This is a genomic window from Pseudomonas sp. NFX71 (assembly GCF_048079215.1).
Classification (GTDB): Bacteria; Pseudomonadota; Gammaproteobacteria; order Pseudomonadales; family Pseudomonadaceae; genus Aquipseudomonas; species Aquipseudomonas fluorescens_B.
Genome location: NZ_CP182230.1, coordinates 79,433 through 92,574 on the forward strand (window position 1 = coordinate 79,433; position 13,142 = coordinate 92,574).

General features: G+C 57.8%; 16 protein-coding genes. 10 read left to right on the plus strand and 6 right to left on the minus strand.

Annotated features, from left to right (window positions below):
- Window positions 1-41: 41 nt before the first annotated feature.
- Both glp and moaB read right to left on the minus strand, forming a co-directional pair.
- Complete coding sequence (glp, locus tag ACM1ZW_RS00365; RefSeq protein WP_416739994.1) at window positions 42-1,229, minus strand: gephyrin-like molybdotransferase Glp; 1,188 nt, start codon at window positions 1,227-1,229, stop codon at window positions 42-44.
- Window positions 1,230-1,251: 22 nt separating this feature from the next.
- On the minus strand, window positions 1,252-1,791 hold the full coding sequence (gene moaB / locus ACM1ZW_RS00370) for a molybdenum cofactor biosynthesis protein B (protein ID WP_017339992.1): 540 nt from the start codon (window positions 1,789-1,791) through the stop codon (window positions 1,252-1,254).
- Between the two features lie 81 nt (window positions 1,792-1,872).
- Between moaB and mobA the strand changes: the two genes are divergently transcribed.
- A complete protein-coding gene (gene mobA / locus ACM1ZW_RS00375; RefSeq protein ID WP_416739995.1) occupies window positions 1,873-2,475 on the plus strand; it encodes a molybdenum cofactor guanylyltransferase MobA in 603 nt (200 codons plus the stop codon).
- Window positions 2,476-2,553: 78 nt separating this feature from the next.
- Window positions 2,554-2,775: a YgdI/YgdR family lipoprotein gene (locus tag ACM1ZW_RS00380; RefSeq protein ID WP_017339994.1), complete on the plus strand. Its 222-nt coding sequence runs from the start codon at window positions 2,554-2,556 to the stop codon at window positions 2,773-2,775.
- Window positions 2,776-2,844: 69 nt separating this feature from the next.
- Here ACM1ZW_RS00380 and ACM1ZW_RS00385 read toward each other — a convergent pair whose 3' ends face one another.
- From ACM1ZW_RS00385 to ACM1ZW_RS00395, 3 genes are all read right to left on the minus strand, one after another.
- The gene (locus ACM1ZW_RS00385; protein ID WP_416739996.1) at window positions 2,845-3,735 is read right to left on the minus strand and encodes a pseudouridine synthase; all 891 of its coding nucleotides are present in this window, start codon (window positions 3,733-3,735) and stop codon (window positions 2,845-2,847) included.
- 71 nt (window positions 3,736-3,806) lie between these two features.
- A complete protein-coding gene (locus ACM1ZW_RS00390) occupies window positions 3,807-4,127 on the minus strand; it encodes a transcriptional regulator (protein WP_017339996.1) in 321 nt (106 codons plus the stop codon).
- Between the two features lie 164 nt (window positions 4,128-4,291).
- The gene (locus ACM1ZW_RS00395) at window positions 4,292-4,528 is read right to left on the minus strand and encodes a glutaredoxin family protein (RefSeq protein WP_017339997.1); all 237 of its coding nucleotides are present in this window, start codon (window positions 4,526-4,528) and stop codon (window positions 4,292-4,294) included.
- Between the two features lie 208 nt (window positions 4,529-4,736).
- Between ACM1ZW_RS00395 and ACM1ZW_RS00400 the strand changes: the two genes are divergently transcribed.
- Entirely contained in the window at window positions 4,737-6,449 is a 1,713-nt protein-coding gene (locus ACM1ZW_RS00400) for a cation:proton antiporter (RefSeq protein ID WP_414878089.1), read from the plus strand.
- Window position 6,450: 1 nt separating this feature from the next.
- On the opposite strand, the gene ACM1ZW_RS00405 is transcribed toward ACM1ZW_RS00400, so the two are convergent.
- Window positions 6,451-7,659, minus strand: coding sequence for an ammonium transporter (locus ACM1ZW_RS00405; protein WP_017339999.1), 1,209 nt, complete (start codon window positions 7,657-7,659; stop codon window positions 6,451-6,453).
- Between the two features lie 305 nt (window positions 7,660-7,964).
- Between ACM1ZW_RS00405 and ACM1ZW_RS00410 the strand changes: the two genes are divergently transcribed.
- The 7 genes from ACM1ZW_RS00410 (at window position 7,965) to ACM1ZW_RS00440 (ending at window position 13,135) form a co-directional block, all read left to right on the plus strand.
- Window positions 7,965-8,279, plus strand: coding sequence for a DUF883 family protein (locus tag ACM1ZW_RS00410; protein WP_017340000.1), 315 nt, complete (start codon window positions 7,965-7,967; stop codon window positions 8,277-8,279).
- A 2-nt stretch (window positions 8,280-8,281) separates the two neighbouring features.
- Window positions 8,282-8,671: a phage holin family protein gene (locus ACM1ZW_RS00415; RefSeq protein ID WP_017340001.1), complete on the plus strand. Its 390-nt coding sequence runs from the start codon at window positions 8,282-8,284 to the stop codon at window positions 8,669-8,671.
- Entirely contained in the window at window positions 8,668-9,009 is a 342-nt protein-coding gene (locus ACM1ZW_RS00420; RefSeq protein ID WP_414878088.1) for a hypothetical protein, read from the plus strand. Before ACM1ZW_RS00415 ends, ACM1ZW_RS00420 begins: the two co-directional genes overlap by 4 nt.
- Window positions 9,010-9,132: 123 nt before the next feature.
- Entirely contained in the window at window positions 9,133-10,296 is a 1,164-nt protein-coding gene (locus ACM1ZW_RS00425) for an EAL domain-containing protein (protein ID WP_017340003.1), read from the plus strand.
- 68 nt (window positions 10,297-10,364) lie between these two features.
- The gene (locus tag ACM1ZW_RS00430) at window positions 10,365-11,693 is read left to right on the plus strand and encodes a deoxyguanosinetriphosphate triphosphohydrolase (RefSeq protein WP_017340004.1); all 1,329 of its coding nucleotides are present in this window, start codon (window positions 10,365-10,367) and stop codon (window positions 11,691-11,693) included.
- Between the two features lie 171 nt (window positions 11,694-11,864).
- Window positions 11,865-12,269 (plus strand): response regulator, encoded by a 405-nt coding sequence (locus ACM1ZW_RS00435; protein WP_414878087.1) that lies wholly within the window; start codon window positions 11,865-11,867, stop codon window positions 12,267-12,269.
- 239 nt (window positions 12,270-12,508) lie between these two features.
- Entirely contained in the window at window positions 12,509-13,135 is a 627-nt protein-coding gene (locus tag ACM1ZW_RS00440; RefSeq protein WP_414878086.1) for a response regulator, read from the plus strand.
- Window positions 13,136-13,142 lie beyond the last annotated feature (7 nt).

The window sequence follows — 13,142 nt, forward strand, 5'->3', positions numbered from 1 at the left end:
CGGTTCGATGAACCGGGTTTGTATGACAGATACGGCAGGTATCAGCCCAGGACTTCGCTCAGCGGAATGAAGCCTACGCTGTCACCTTCCACCAATGTGCGATCTTCTCGCACTTCGACCAGACCATCGGCCCACGCTGCGCTGCGCAACACACCCGAACTCTGATTCTTGTAAATGATTGCCCGGCCGTTCTCCAGACGTCCTCGCAAATACTCGCGTCGATTGCCTGCCTTGGGCCATACAAATCCTGCAGGCACCTGCACCTTCAAGGGGTCAACGTCTTTTACACCCTGACGGCGCAAGAGATAGGGCCTCGCCAACAAAGCAAAGGTCACCAGAGTCGACGCCGGGTTACCGGGTAGCCCGATCACCGGAACCCCACGAAAATGCCCGAACGTCAGTGGCTTGCCCGGTTTGATCGCGAGCTTCCACAACGTGAGCTCGCCCTCTTCCCGCAGGGCAATGCCCAGAAAATCGGCTTCACCTACCGATACGCCACCGGTCGACAGTATCAGGTCGACATCCTTCAACTCGCCAAGGCGAGCACGCGTCGTCTCAAGGTTATCCGCAAGAATACCGGCGTCGATCACTTCACAGCCCAAGCGCTGCAACCAGCTGCAGAGCAACACTCGGTTACTGTTGTAGATCTGGCCCGGCCCAAGCGCCTGACCCGGTTCAACCAGTTCATCGCCGGTGGAGAGTACCGCAACGCGGACCTTGCGAATCACATCCAGCTCGGCGCATCCCAGTGATGCAGCGAGCCCCTGCTCGATCGGGCCAAGGCGTGTGCCCGCGGCCAGAATCAACTCACCGACGGTGGTTTCCTGGCCTTTGGGGCGGATGTTTTGTCCTGACGTGAGGACCTCGAGGAAACGTACTCGCTCATCCGCCAGTACCTCGGCGTTTTCCTGCATCTCGACGCAGTCTGCACCCGCAGGAACAGGCGCACCGGTGAAAATTCGTGCGCAGGTGCCGGGCTTCAATGGTTCCGGAGCGTTACCTGCAAAAATCTTCTGGCTGACGGACAACGGCTCTCCCGTCCAGTCGGCCATGCGCAAGGCGTACCCGTCCATCGCACTGTTGGGCCACGGCGGCAGATCAAGTGTCGAGACCAGGTCAGCGGCCAACACACGACCTTGAACCTGCGCCAACGGCAAGCGTTCACGCGCGGCAATCGGCGTGGCTTCGGCCATTTCCAGCAAGCGCGCCAGCGCTACCTCGACAGCCATCAGGCTGCCTGTCTTGCCTGGCTTACCCGCGGGATTCACAGGGTGCCGCCTGTTTCAGATGAGCAACGAAATTGCACGGGCGGTGCCGGGAGTCCAGTTGTTCGGCAAGAATGCCATCCCAGCCGGTGCGCACGGCGTTGGTCGAGCCCGGCAAGCAGCACACCAACGTGCCGTTGGCGAGACCGGCCAGGGCACGGGATTGCACAGTGGAGGTGCCAATATCCGCCACCGATATCTGGCGGAACAGCTCACCAAAGCCGTCGACCTGCTTGTCGAGCAGGCAGCTGACCGCTTCGGGGGTGCTGTCTCGCCCCGTGAAGCCAGTGCCGCCGGTGATCAACACGACCTGCACGACATCGTCGGCAATCCAGTTGGCAACTTGCGCGCGAATTTTGTAGAGATCATCTTTGAGCAAAACCCGGAAGGCCAGGTTATGGCCGGCAGCGCTCAAGCGGTCAACAAAGACCTGGCCTGACGTGTCGGTTTCCAGGGTACGGGTGTCGCTGACCGTCAGCACCGCGATGTTGAGCGGCGCGAAAGGTACATCAGCCTTGGCTTTCATAGGCTCGTCCAGTTGTAGGAGAAACAGCCCGGTGTTATATCACAGCGCCCTCTTTTTTTACTGCCCCCATGGAGCCCTGCCATGACCTTGAATACACAGTTGCCATCCTGCTCCATTTTGCTCCTCTCAGGTGGTCGCGGCCAACGTATGGGCGGTCAGGACAAGGGCTTGATCGAGTGGCACGGTGAGCCGCTGATTGCGCATCTTCATCGCAAAACCCGCTCGCTGAGTGACGACCTGATCATCTCCTGCAACAGGAACCTGGAAAAGTACGCGCCCTACGCCGACCAGTTGGTCCATGATGACGAAGGTGATTTTCCCGGGCCCTTGGCCGGTATTCGTGCAGGCCTGAAGGCCGCCCGCCATGAATCTCTGATGGTTTTGCCGTGCGATGTACCACGCATCGATGCCGCCCTGCTCCACAGCATGCGCGAAGCGGCCAGCCAGCATCCGGACACCCCCCTGATGTTGCGTCATGGAGAGCACTGGGAACCCTTGCTGTGCATCATCCCCGTAGCCCTGGGCGAAGCATTCGAAAAGGCCTGGCAGGAAGGCGAACGCAGCCCGGGCCGCCTGATGCGAAAACTGGGCGCGATTGCTCTGCAATGCCCTGAGAACGATCCTCGCCTGGCCAACCTTAATACCCCGGAGTTGCTGAGCGCTCACAACAACGTGTCAGATTGACACTAGCCAAGGAACTTGCACGCGTTGTATACGTCTCACGCTCAGTAACTAAAAGAATTCCTATTCGGAGACACACTCATGACACAACGGACCCTCGCCACTTTCATGCTCGCCTTGGGCCTCGCGACCCTTGCTGGTTGCGCATCGCCTACTGTGATCACCTTGAATGACGGTCGCGAAATCCAGGCCGTCGACACGCCAAAGTATGACGACGAAGCAGGTTTCTACGAGTTCGAACAGTTGGACGGCAAGCAAACCCGCGTGAACAAGGATCAGGTTCGTACCGTTAAAGAGTTGTAATTCTTGCGGCGATACCGGATACAGAAAAGCCCGCTTTAAGCGGGCTTTTTCGTGGCTGAAAAACGGCTATCACCATTGCAGGGTGATGGCACTTTCAAAGTCTCTTCGCTCACCGGTAACCGGGTCCACAAACCGCAATCCCTGTGCCAGAAGCTTCAACGGGTTGGCATAGTCGTCTACGACATCCTTGAGCACGTGCGGATAGAACGGGTCATTGCAGATGCTGGCGCCCAGTGCCGTCATGTGTACCCGCAGCTGGTGCTTCTTGCCCGTCACCGGGTAAAGCCCGTAACGCCAGAGATCACCGTTCTTCTCCCTGACTTCGACAGCCGTCTCGGTGTTGCTGACGCCCGGTCCTTCCTGCATGCGGAAGAAAGGCTCGCCATCGATGAGCCGACTCTTGTGGACCAGGGGGAAGGCCTGTTCGGGCAATGCCCTGGCAATGGCTTCATAACGTTTTTCGATTTGCCGCGTGGGAAACAACGACTGGTAGGCGGAACGGCTCTGAGGATTGGCTGAAAACAGCACCAGCCCTGCCGTATGCCGGTCAATCCGATGCAAAGGCACGAGGTGCGGGTTATCGAGTCGGCGAATCAGCCTCCGTAGTAGCGTCTGCTCGACGTATTCGCCCGCCGGCGTCACCGGCAAAAAATGTGGCTTGTCTGCCACCACCAGATGCTCGTCGGCATACAGGATCGACTCGATCACAGGGATCGGCTTTTCGTCCGGTACTTCCCGGAAATAGTGAATTCGCAGACCTTCCTTGTAGGCAAGATCAACGGCGATTGGCGCACCATCCCCGTCAAGGACGCGGCCACGAGCAATTCTGTCCAGCCATTGTTCACGACCGATGGCGCTGAAGTGTTCACTCAGGCAATCGAGCACGGTCTGCCACGGCCCAGGCGGCAAGTAGAGTGTGCTGGCCTGGTTGTGTGCAGCAGAAAAAGATGAAGTGGACATACGAACGCTCTGACTCTCGATACAGGGCGGCATTATCCAGCAGTGGCCGGAACGAACCTAGAAGAGAATCCTCAGGCCGGAATCGACTGCGAGCGTGCCGCCGCTTCAGTGAACTCCTTGAGCCAGCGCAACACATCGACCGCTTCCCAGCGCCCCGGATCATAAAGTGCGTACAACAACCCCTGATAGCCGACGACATCCAGTTGGCGGTGATAACCCGCACGCTGGAAAAGTGCCTCGATTTCGGCGAAACAGGTATTGAAATGCAGCTTGTTGAACGGAGTTTTCCCTTCCGTGACCAGACCATCCAGTTGCAACTCGAGGACGGCTTCACGCACCACGTCCACCGACATCCGGTTCACGCTGTTCTTCAATTGTTCGACATTGACCACGATTCTTCCCTCTGACTTCCGGGATCACCTGCCCAATCCCCAACAGGGCAGACATGACAGGCAATCCGAGCAACTGTATGAACATACAGTAACCGAATAACCTGAATTTCGCCAATGACCGGAACGAAGACCGCGACGGATGGGGCTCGCAAAAGGTGTCCAGCTCAGCGCAGGAATGCCACAACCTGCTCGGAATCAAAGGGCCAGGCAAGTTCGGCGCCGTTATCGCAACGTCGCAGCACCGGAATGCGCAAACTGTAGGCTTCGAACCATGATTCGTCCTCAGCAATATCCACCAGTTCAACCAGCAGACCGTGCTCGACAAATGCCATCAGCATGGCTTCGGCCACTTCACAAAGATGGCACCCAATGGTGCCGAAAAGCTGACATTCAGGAGGCATGAGCACAGGACCCGGCAAAGTAGACGTACATTCTAGGCCTGCGATCAAAAGCAGTCGAGTCACTGCCCAACGCGACCGGAGAAGGTTGAATTCAAAGAATTTCGGCAAACTCCTGACTCAAATCATTCGGACTGGATGTCATTTACGCGACCCTTGCCGCTTTTTTGCCTCTACGCTTGAGTAGCCAGCGCTTGTCATTGGAGTTTTCGTGTTCGCCAACCTTCTGATTATTCTCGCCTCCTCCCTGGTGGTGATTGCACTGTTCCAGCGCCTGCGCCTGCCACCGGTGCTGGGTTACCTGTGCGTGGGGCTGATGATCGGCCCGACGGCGTTCAACTGGGTCAATGAAAGCGAAGACCTGCCCGACCTCGCCGAGCTCGGGGTGGTGTTCCTGCTGTTCTCCCTCGGGCTGGAATTTTCCCTGTCGAAAATGCTCGCCTTGCGCAAAGTCGTGTTCAGGCTCGGCAGCCAGCAAGTACTGATAACTGCGGTACTGCTGGGGGGTTTGCTGATGCTGTTCGGCATGTCGGCGACACCTGCGATGCTGCTCGGAGCCGGCCTGTCGCTGTCTTCTACGGCCATTGTCAGCAAGGAACTGGGCAGTCTGGGCGAGATTTTCAGCAGCCACGGACAAAATGCCATCGCCGTATTGCTGTTCCAGGACATCGTGGCAGTGTTGCTGCTGACTCTCGTGCCGGTGTTCGCCGGCAACAGCGATCAGGCCTGGTACTGGGCGTTACCTGTGACGCTCGGCAAGACCGTTTTGCTCTTCGTCGGCCTGCTGATGGCCAGTCGCTGGTTGTTGCCACGGCTGTTTCATGAAGTGGCGGCCGCCCGTTCCGCGGAACTGTTTGTACTGTTGGCACTGGTGATTGTTCTGCTCACGGCCTGGCTCACTCACTTGCTCGGGCTCTCCCCTGCCCTGGGCGCCTTTCTCGCCGGCATGTTGCTGGGAGAAAGCCACTACCGCCATCAGATCGAAGCCGATATCCGGCCGTTCCGCGACATTCTGCTCGGGGTGTTCTTCGTCAGCATTGGCATGCTCATCGATTTGCAGTTGTTCCTCAGCCACGGCTTGCTGATCCTCGGGCTGACCCTGGGGTTGCTGCTGATCAAGGGTTGCGTGGTCGCCTTGCTGGTCAAATGGCGCGGAAACGATGTTGAAACGGCCTGGCGCAGCGGTCTGGCACTGGCCCAGGGTGGCGAGTTCTGCTTCGCATTGATGGCTCAGATGCAACAGAACAAGATGATGCCCGCCGACCTCGGCGGGCTGTTGCTGGCCGCGACCTTCTGCTCGATGCTGCTAACGCCACTGTTGCTGCGCGCGGCGCCTCACATCGCCACACGCCTGCACCGCAAGCCCAACGAAGAAGCCAAACTCGAGGAAATAAGCACGCTTAACGCCGGATTGCACAGCCATGTGGTGATCTGTGGCTACGGTCGCGTAGGCCAGTCCATCGGGCGAGCGCTGCGTAACGCGATGCAGCCCTATATCGCGCTGGACACCGATCCGGTGCGTGTCCAGGAAGCCGCCGTGGGTGAAACCTGTGTGCACTATGGCGACTCACGGCGCGGTGAACTGCTACTGGCGGTAGGGCTGGCCCGCGCGAGGCTGCTGGTGATAGCCGTGGACCAGGCCGATATCGCGTTGCTGATTCTCAAGGAGGCGCGCCGATTAAACTCGACCGTTCCCATCCTGGTACGTACTCGCGACGACAGCCAACTGGCCGAGTTGAAAGCTGCCGGCGCCAGCGAAGTCGTACCCGAATTACTGGAGTCGAGCCTGATGCTAGCCTCCCACGCGTTGATCATGCTGGGTTTACCCGCGCATCAGGTCCAGGAGCGGGCCGACCAGATACGACATGACCGCTATCGCCTGTTGCACGGTTTGTATCCCGGCGCCAACGATGAAGAGAACTGACTCAATCCTGGCTCACGGCGCCGATCTTGTGCACCGACAGGTCTGCGCCGTAATACTCTTCTTCCTGGCTCAGACGCAGGCCATGAAGCGCCTTGATCACACCATACACCGCGAAGCCACCGGCCAGCGCCACGACCACGCCCAGCGTGGTTCCGATCAACTGGCTGATCAGGCTCACACCGCCCAGACCACCCAATGCACTTTGGCCAAAGATACCGCAAGCGACTCCACCCCAGACCCCGCACAGGCCATGCAACGGCCAGACCCCCAATACGTCATCGATGTGCCATTTGCCTTGGGCAGCAGTAAAGCACCAGACAAACAGCGCCCCGGCGATGGCGCCTGTGGCCAGCGCCCCTACCGGATGCATCAGATCGGAACCGGCGCAGATTGCCACCAGCCCGGCCAGCGGGCCGTTATGCAGAAAGCCCGGGTCATTGCGCCCGACAATCAGCGCCGCCACGGTCCCGCCGACCATGGCCATCAGCGAGTTCACCGCCACCAGCCCGCTGACCCCTTGCAAGGTTTGCGCACTCATCACGTTGAAACCGAACCAGCCAACGATCAGGATCCACGACCCCAACGCCAGGAACGGGATGCTCGAGGGTGCAAACGCCACCAGCTTTCCGTCGCGATAGCGACCTTGTCTTGGCCCGAGCAACAACACCGCCGCCAGCGCCAGCCAGCCGCCCATGGCGTGAACCACCACCGAGCCGGCGAAATCGTGGAAACCTGCGCCAAAGCGTTCCAGCAACCAGGCTTGCAGGCCAAAGTTACCGTTCCAGATCATGCCTTCGAAAAACGGATAGATGAACGCCACGATCAGCGCCGTCGCACACAACTGTGGTACGAACCGCGCGCGCTCGGCGATGCCGCCGGAAATGATCGCAGGTATCGCTGCCGCGAACGTCAGCAGAAAGAAAAACTTCACCAGGCCATAACCATGATCGGCATTGATCACTGCCGCCGGTTGCAGAAAGGTCACCCCATAGGAAATCCAATAGCCTATAAAGAAGTAGGCCAGGGTCGAAATGGCGAAGTCGCTGAGGATCTTCGACAACGCGTTGACCTGGTTCTTCTGTCGAACCGTACCGACTTCGAGAAAGGCAAAACCGGCATGCATGGCCAAAACCATGACAGCACCAATCAGGATGAACAACGTGTTGGAGCTATGGACCAGACTGTCCACAGCGCTTTGCAGATTTTCCATGATGTTGGCAGACCTGAAGGCTAAAAAAGCACCAAAGCAGTTCGCGCAGACAATTCATGCACCAAATTGCAACCTTCCAGGATCTACACATTGATCCTGATGTGCCGCTTTGGCGCATAAGGCGGGAAGCTTTGCGCGGGTTTTCATTATTTGAGATAAGGTTTTGCTCGATTCCTGCCCGGCAACAGCGCAGTCACACGGGCCGGCGCACCACGACACAGCAAAAGTTGTACCAGTGATTTGCACTGAACCTTCACCCAAGGCTCATACTCGAACGCAACAGAAGCCACTTACGGAGATCACCAATGGCCAGCATCAAGGCAAAGACTGCTCAAGAAATCCTGATGAACGACTTTCAGACACTGGTCAGCGACACTGAACGGTTGCTGGAACATACCGCGACATTGGCTGGCGATCAGGCTGACGAGCTGCGCGAGCAAATCCACGACAGTCTGCTGCGTGCACGCGAAACCTTGAAACTGACCGAAGACTCCCTGCGCGAACGCAGTAAAGCCGCCGTTACCGCCACCGAAGACTATGTTCAGGCCAACCCATGGCAATCGGTCGGGATCGCGGCCGGTGTGGGCTTCCTGATCGGCCTGCTGGCAACCCGGCGCTGATTATGACGATCGGCGAATCCGGCTCGTCCGCGACGGGCCCAAGCTCTTCACCGCGGCGCCTGGGTGCCGCATTCCTTGGATTGCTGCACAGCCATGTCGAATTGTTCGGCATCGAATTGCAGGAACAAAAAGCCCGCACCGTCAGCCTGTTGCTGTTCGCAGGCCTGGCGCTGGTGTTTGCCTTGCTGTTGCTGGTGGGGTTATCGACGCTGGTGCTGATCCTGTTCTGGGACACTTATCGCCTGCCTGCCATCATCGGGCTCTGCGTGTTCTACACCCTTGCGTGCATCTTCTGCGGGATGCGTCTGAGGGCGGCGATTTTTGATGAATCCTCACCCTTCCACGGCACCCTGGAAGAATTGGCCAATGATAGGGAGCGCCTGCTGCCATGAACCTGCCTGAACTGCCTCACAACAGCTCGCGCACGGAAATGCGCAAGGCGCTGATTCGCCTGCGTATGGAAATGCATCGCCAGGAAATTCGCCACGAATCCGCGCAACTGCTGCAACCCTTGCAGCGGGTGCGCGGATTGACGCAAAACCTGCATGACGGTTTCGGCATCAAGCATGCCCCGCTCTGGGGCGTGGCGGCCGTGACCCTGTTGGGTTTTTTGACCGGCAAGGGCACCAGGAGCGGCGGCGTGAGCAGCCTGACTCGGCTGGTACGCCTGGGCACTACGCTGGGGCCTTTGATCAAGTTGGTCATGCAAGGCTCTGCGCCTAAACACTAGGCCACTATCTGGCTGCATTCTTGCAACATCACCGGGATGAGCCTCTTTATCGAGAGGTTCAGACCTGCGTGCCTACCCAGCCATCGGGTGTCATCCAAAAACAAGACCTACTAAGGAGGCCTCGTGATCGACGGGCAACCGCTTGCCTGCTTTCAACCGTTCATCGATACCGCCACCGGCCGTATCGCCGGCGTAGAGGCATTGGGTCGACTGCGACAGACCGACGGTCAACTGGCCTCCGTGGGGCCGCTGTTTGCCGACCCGCGCACCCCGGCCATCGCACTCCGCCGCCTGGATCGCCAGATTCGTGATAACGCCCTGAGCCGTTTGCACGAAGCGCCCGCCGACTGGTTCCTCAGTCTGAACATGTCGCCTCGCTGGATCAGTCGTTTGCGCGCGGACCAGGCGCTGCCCAGCCTCAAGCAATTGAACCGGCATGGCGTCGACCCACAGCGCATCGTTTTCGAAATCACCGAACTGGGCGGCGACATCCAGCGCCTGGCAGACGTGGTTGCGCGATATCGGCAAGTCGGTGCGCGGATCGCCATCGATGATTTCGGTGCCGGTTACTCACAACTCGATCGTGTGCTCGCTCTGCAACCGGACATCCTCAAGCTGGATATGCGGTTGTTCCAGGCCGCTGCGTTGGGCGGACCCAGCAGTGATGTGGTCAAGGCCCTTGCGCAAATGGCGGAAAAAACCGGGTGCTGGATCATTGCCGAAGGCGTTGAAACCGAAGCGCAGCTGAATTTTGCCCTGGAGTGTGGTTCACGCTACGTGCAGGGTTTCCTGTTCGCTCGCGCGCAAGCCGACTTCTTTGCCACCGATGCGTTTGTGGAGCGCTTTGCCCAATTGCGTCAGCGCTATGTCCAACAAAAACTCGCTGAGCGCGGCCGACTGATGATCATGCGTCAGCAACTCTGCGAGCTGATGGCGATTCTGCAAACGTGGGCCCAGGCATGCGCGCCGCTCAGTGCCCTGCCACAGCTGGACGCCTTTCCCTGGCTGCTGCGCTTCTATCAATGCGACCGTCACGGCACGCAACTGACGCCAAACCTTGAATGGCGCAACAATGGCTGGGTAGCCGACGATCGCTACCTGGGACACAACTGGTCATGGCGTCCGTACTTCTATCATTTGTTGGCAGAGGGTTGGGATGAGCGCCGGCTGACGCTTTCCAACACCTACCGTGACGCCACCAGCAACCAGTACTGCCTCACGGCCGGACAGTTTTTCAACAACGGCGAGCGACTGCTGCTCATCGATATCGATGCCGCCGGGCTGTAGTTCCGCTTGCAGGTGTCGGTGTGAAACGGGAAGCTAGGCGCTCAGTCACCTGACGGAGAGAACCAGCCTTGGATTGGCAAACCCTGCTCACCCGCGAACGCCTCGGAAAGCCTCTGCACAGCCCGGAAGAACTCGGCCGCAGCCCTTTCCACAAAGACCACGACCGCATCATTTTCTCGGGCGCCTTTCGCCGCCTCGGGCGCAAGACCCAAGTCCATCCCGTCACGAGCAACGATCATATCCACACGCGCCTGACCCACTCACTGGAGGTCAGCTGCGTTGGCCGTTCGCTGGGTATGCGCGTCGGCGAAACCATCCGCAGCGCGCTGCCTGACTGGTGCGAACCCAGCGACCTGGGCATGGTGGTGCAATCGGCTTGCCTGGCTCACGACATTGGCAATCCACCCTTCGGTCACTCCGGTGAAGACGCGATCCGTCACTGGTTCCAGCAAGCCGCCGGCCGTGGATGGCTGGAGGCAATGAGCGAAGTCGAACGTAATGACTTCCTCAACTTCGAAGGCAATGCCCAGGGCTTCCGGGTGCTCACCCAGCTGGAATATCACCAGTTCGATGGCGGCACCCGGCTGACCTACGCGACGCTGGGCACCTACCTGAAATATCCATGGACGGCCAAGCACGCCGACTCACTGGGTTACAAGAAACACAAGTTCGGCTGTTATCAGAGCGAACTCCCGCTGCTGGAGCAGATCGCTCATAAACTCGGCCTGCCGCAACTTGAAGAACAACGCTGGGCACGCCATCCCCTGGTGTATTTGATGGAGGCCGCGGATGACATCTGCTATGCGCTGATCGACCTCGAAGATGGCCTGGAAATGGAGCTGCTGGAGTACGCCGAAGTCGAGTCCCTGTTGCTGGACCTGGTGGGCGACGATTTGCCGGAGACCTATCGTCAGCTCGGCCCGCGGGATTCACGTCGGCGCAAACTGGCAATCCTGCGGGGCAAAGCCATCGAGCATCTGACCAACGCCGCGGCCCGCGCCTTTGTCGAGCAACAGGACGCGTTGCTGGCCGGCACGCTGCCTGGCGATCTGGTGGAACACATGCACGGTCCCGCCAAACGCTGCGTATTGAATGCCAAAGACATGGCACGCAAAAAGATCTTCCAGGACAAGCGCAAGACCCTGCACGAGATCGGCGCCTATACCACGCTGGAAATCCTGCTGAACGCGTTCTGCGGCGCAGCGCTGGAACAGCACAACGGTCGGACACCGTCCTTCAAGAGCCGTCGCATCCTTGATCTGCTGGGCAACAATGCGCCCGACCCTCACGGCCCGCTACACACTTCGTTCCTGCGCATGATTGATTTCATCGCCGGCATGACCGACAGCTATGCCAGCGACATGGCGCTGGAGATGACTGGCCGTTCGAGCCACTGACGAAACCCGTCTGATCAGCCATTACGCCATCCGGAATGGCTGATCAGCCACTGAAAGCCCAAGTGCGTTCAGCATTCGCCGAATTCCCCTACACCTCACACCGAGCAAACTGATCGATTGCTCGCCCTTCTCGCGAAATAATGAAAGGCCCCTCTGTATGAGAGAGAAAGCGTGAGTAATCCCAAGTTCGAAGACGAATTGCGCATCCTGTTGGTGGAAGATCATCCCTTCCAACTAAGGGCGACTCAGTACCTGCTTGAAAGTTATGGTTTCACCCAACTGACGACCTCCGACAGTGCCCAAGATGCCTTGCAGCAAATGCTGGCGGCGGTGCGACCATTTGACATCCTGTTATGCGACCAATGTTTACCCGATCTTCCCGGGCTGGATCTGGTCAAATTCGCCAGTCATCGCGGGATGATAAAACAGGCAATACTATTAAGCAGCCTGACGCGCACAGAACTTGATGGACTTGAAAAAACCGCAAATGCACACGGACTGCCTCTACTTGGCTACTTGATAAAACCATTGAAACAATTCGAATTCAGAAACCTGTTGAGTTCAATTCAATTATAAAAAATGAATTTCGACACGATCCAGCCAGGCACTACTTGTAACTTACGCTTAAAAACCTTGAAATACCGCCCCCAACAACTCTGCCCGTCCTCATGCGAAACCTAGTTGATTCGTAGCCCCTTTCCTGTTCGTTTGTAGGACTATTCCTATATTGCTGCTTGAGGTCCGTCAGTTCATGCGTCCCATCAACTATCTGAGCTAAGGTGCGCGCTTTATCTGAGCTCGCATGGGATTTGATTATGAACTCCGTTTTTATTGTCGACGATCACCCTGTTATCCGCCTTGCCGTCCGAATGTTACTGGAGCACGAAGGTTACAAAGTTGTCGGCGAATCCGATAATGGGGTCGATGCCATGCAGATGGTGCGTGAATGCATGCCAGACCTGGTCATTCTCGATATCAGCATTCCAAAACTGGATGGCCTTGAAGTTCTCGCGCGTTTCAACGCAATGAGTACACCGCTGAAAACACTGGTATTGACTGCGCAGTGCCCAACACTGTTCGGTATTCGCTGCATGCAATCCGGCGCATCAGGTTATGTCTGCAAACAGGAGGATCTGAGTGAACTGGTCAGCGCCATAAAAGCGGTATTGTCAGGTTACAACTACTTCCCGAGTGAGGCCTTGAATCCTGTCCGTGGTGATGACGTGCGTTGCGCCGAGCTGGAACTGTTCAAGTCAGTCAATGATAGAGAATTGATGGTACTGCAACTTTTTGCACAAGGCCGTACCAACAAGGAAATTGCCAAAGGCATGTTTCTAAGCAACAAGACTGTCAGCACCTATAAAAAACGACTGATGCAGAAACTCAAAGCCAAATCCCTGGTTGAACTCATCGAGATGGCAAAACGTAACGCATTAGTGTGAGACACAG

Coding starts and splice junctions, on each gene's coding strand:
- mobA (WP_416739995.1), top strand. CDS start 1,873: ATGACCTTGAATACACAGTTGCCATCCTGCTCCATTTTGCTCCTCTCA.
- ACM1ZW_RS00440 (WP_414878086.1), top strand. CDS start 12,509: ATGAACTCCGTTTTTATTGTCGACGATCACCCTGTTATCCGCCTTGCC.
- ACM1ZW_RS00405 (WP_017339999.1), bottom strand. CDS start 7,659: ATGGAAAATCTGCAAAGCGCTGTGGACAGTCTGGTCCATAGCTCCAAC.
- ACM1ZW_RS00410 (WP_017340000.1), top strand. CDS start 7,965: ATGGCCAGCATCAAGGCAAAGACTGCTCAAGAAATCCTGATGAACGAC.
- glp (WP_416739994.1), bottom strand. CDS start 1,229: ATGGCTGTCGAGGTAGCGCTGGCGCGCTTGCTGGAAATGGCCGAAGCC.
- moaB (WP_017339992.1), bottom strand. CDS start 1,791: ATGAAAGCCAAGGCTGATGTACCTTTCGCGCCGCTCAACATCGCGGTG.
- ACM1ZW_RS00420 (WP_414878088.1), top strand. CDS start 8,668: ATGAACCTGCCTGAACTGCCTCACAACAGCTCGCGCACGGAAATGCGC.
- ACM1ZW_RS00395 (WP_017339997.1), bottom strand. CDS start 4,528: ATGCCTCCTGAATGTCAGCTTTTCGGCACCATTGGGTGCCATCTTTGT.
- ACM1ZW_RS00385 (WP_416739996.1), bottom strand. CDS start 3,735: ATGTCCACTTCATCTTTTTCTGCTGCACACAACCAGGCCAGCACACTC.
- ACM1ZW_RS00415 (WP_017340001.1), top strand. CDS start 8,282: ATGACGATCGGCGAATCCGGCTCGTCCGCGACGGGCCCAAGCTCTTCA.
- ACM1ZW_RS00380 (WP_017339994.1), top strand. CDS start 2,554: ATGACACAACGGACCCTCGCCACTTTCATGCTCGCCTTGGGCCTCGCG.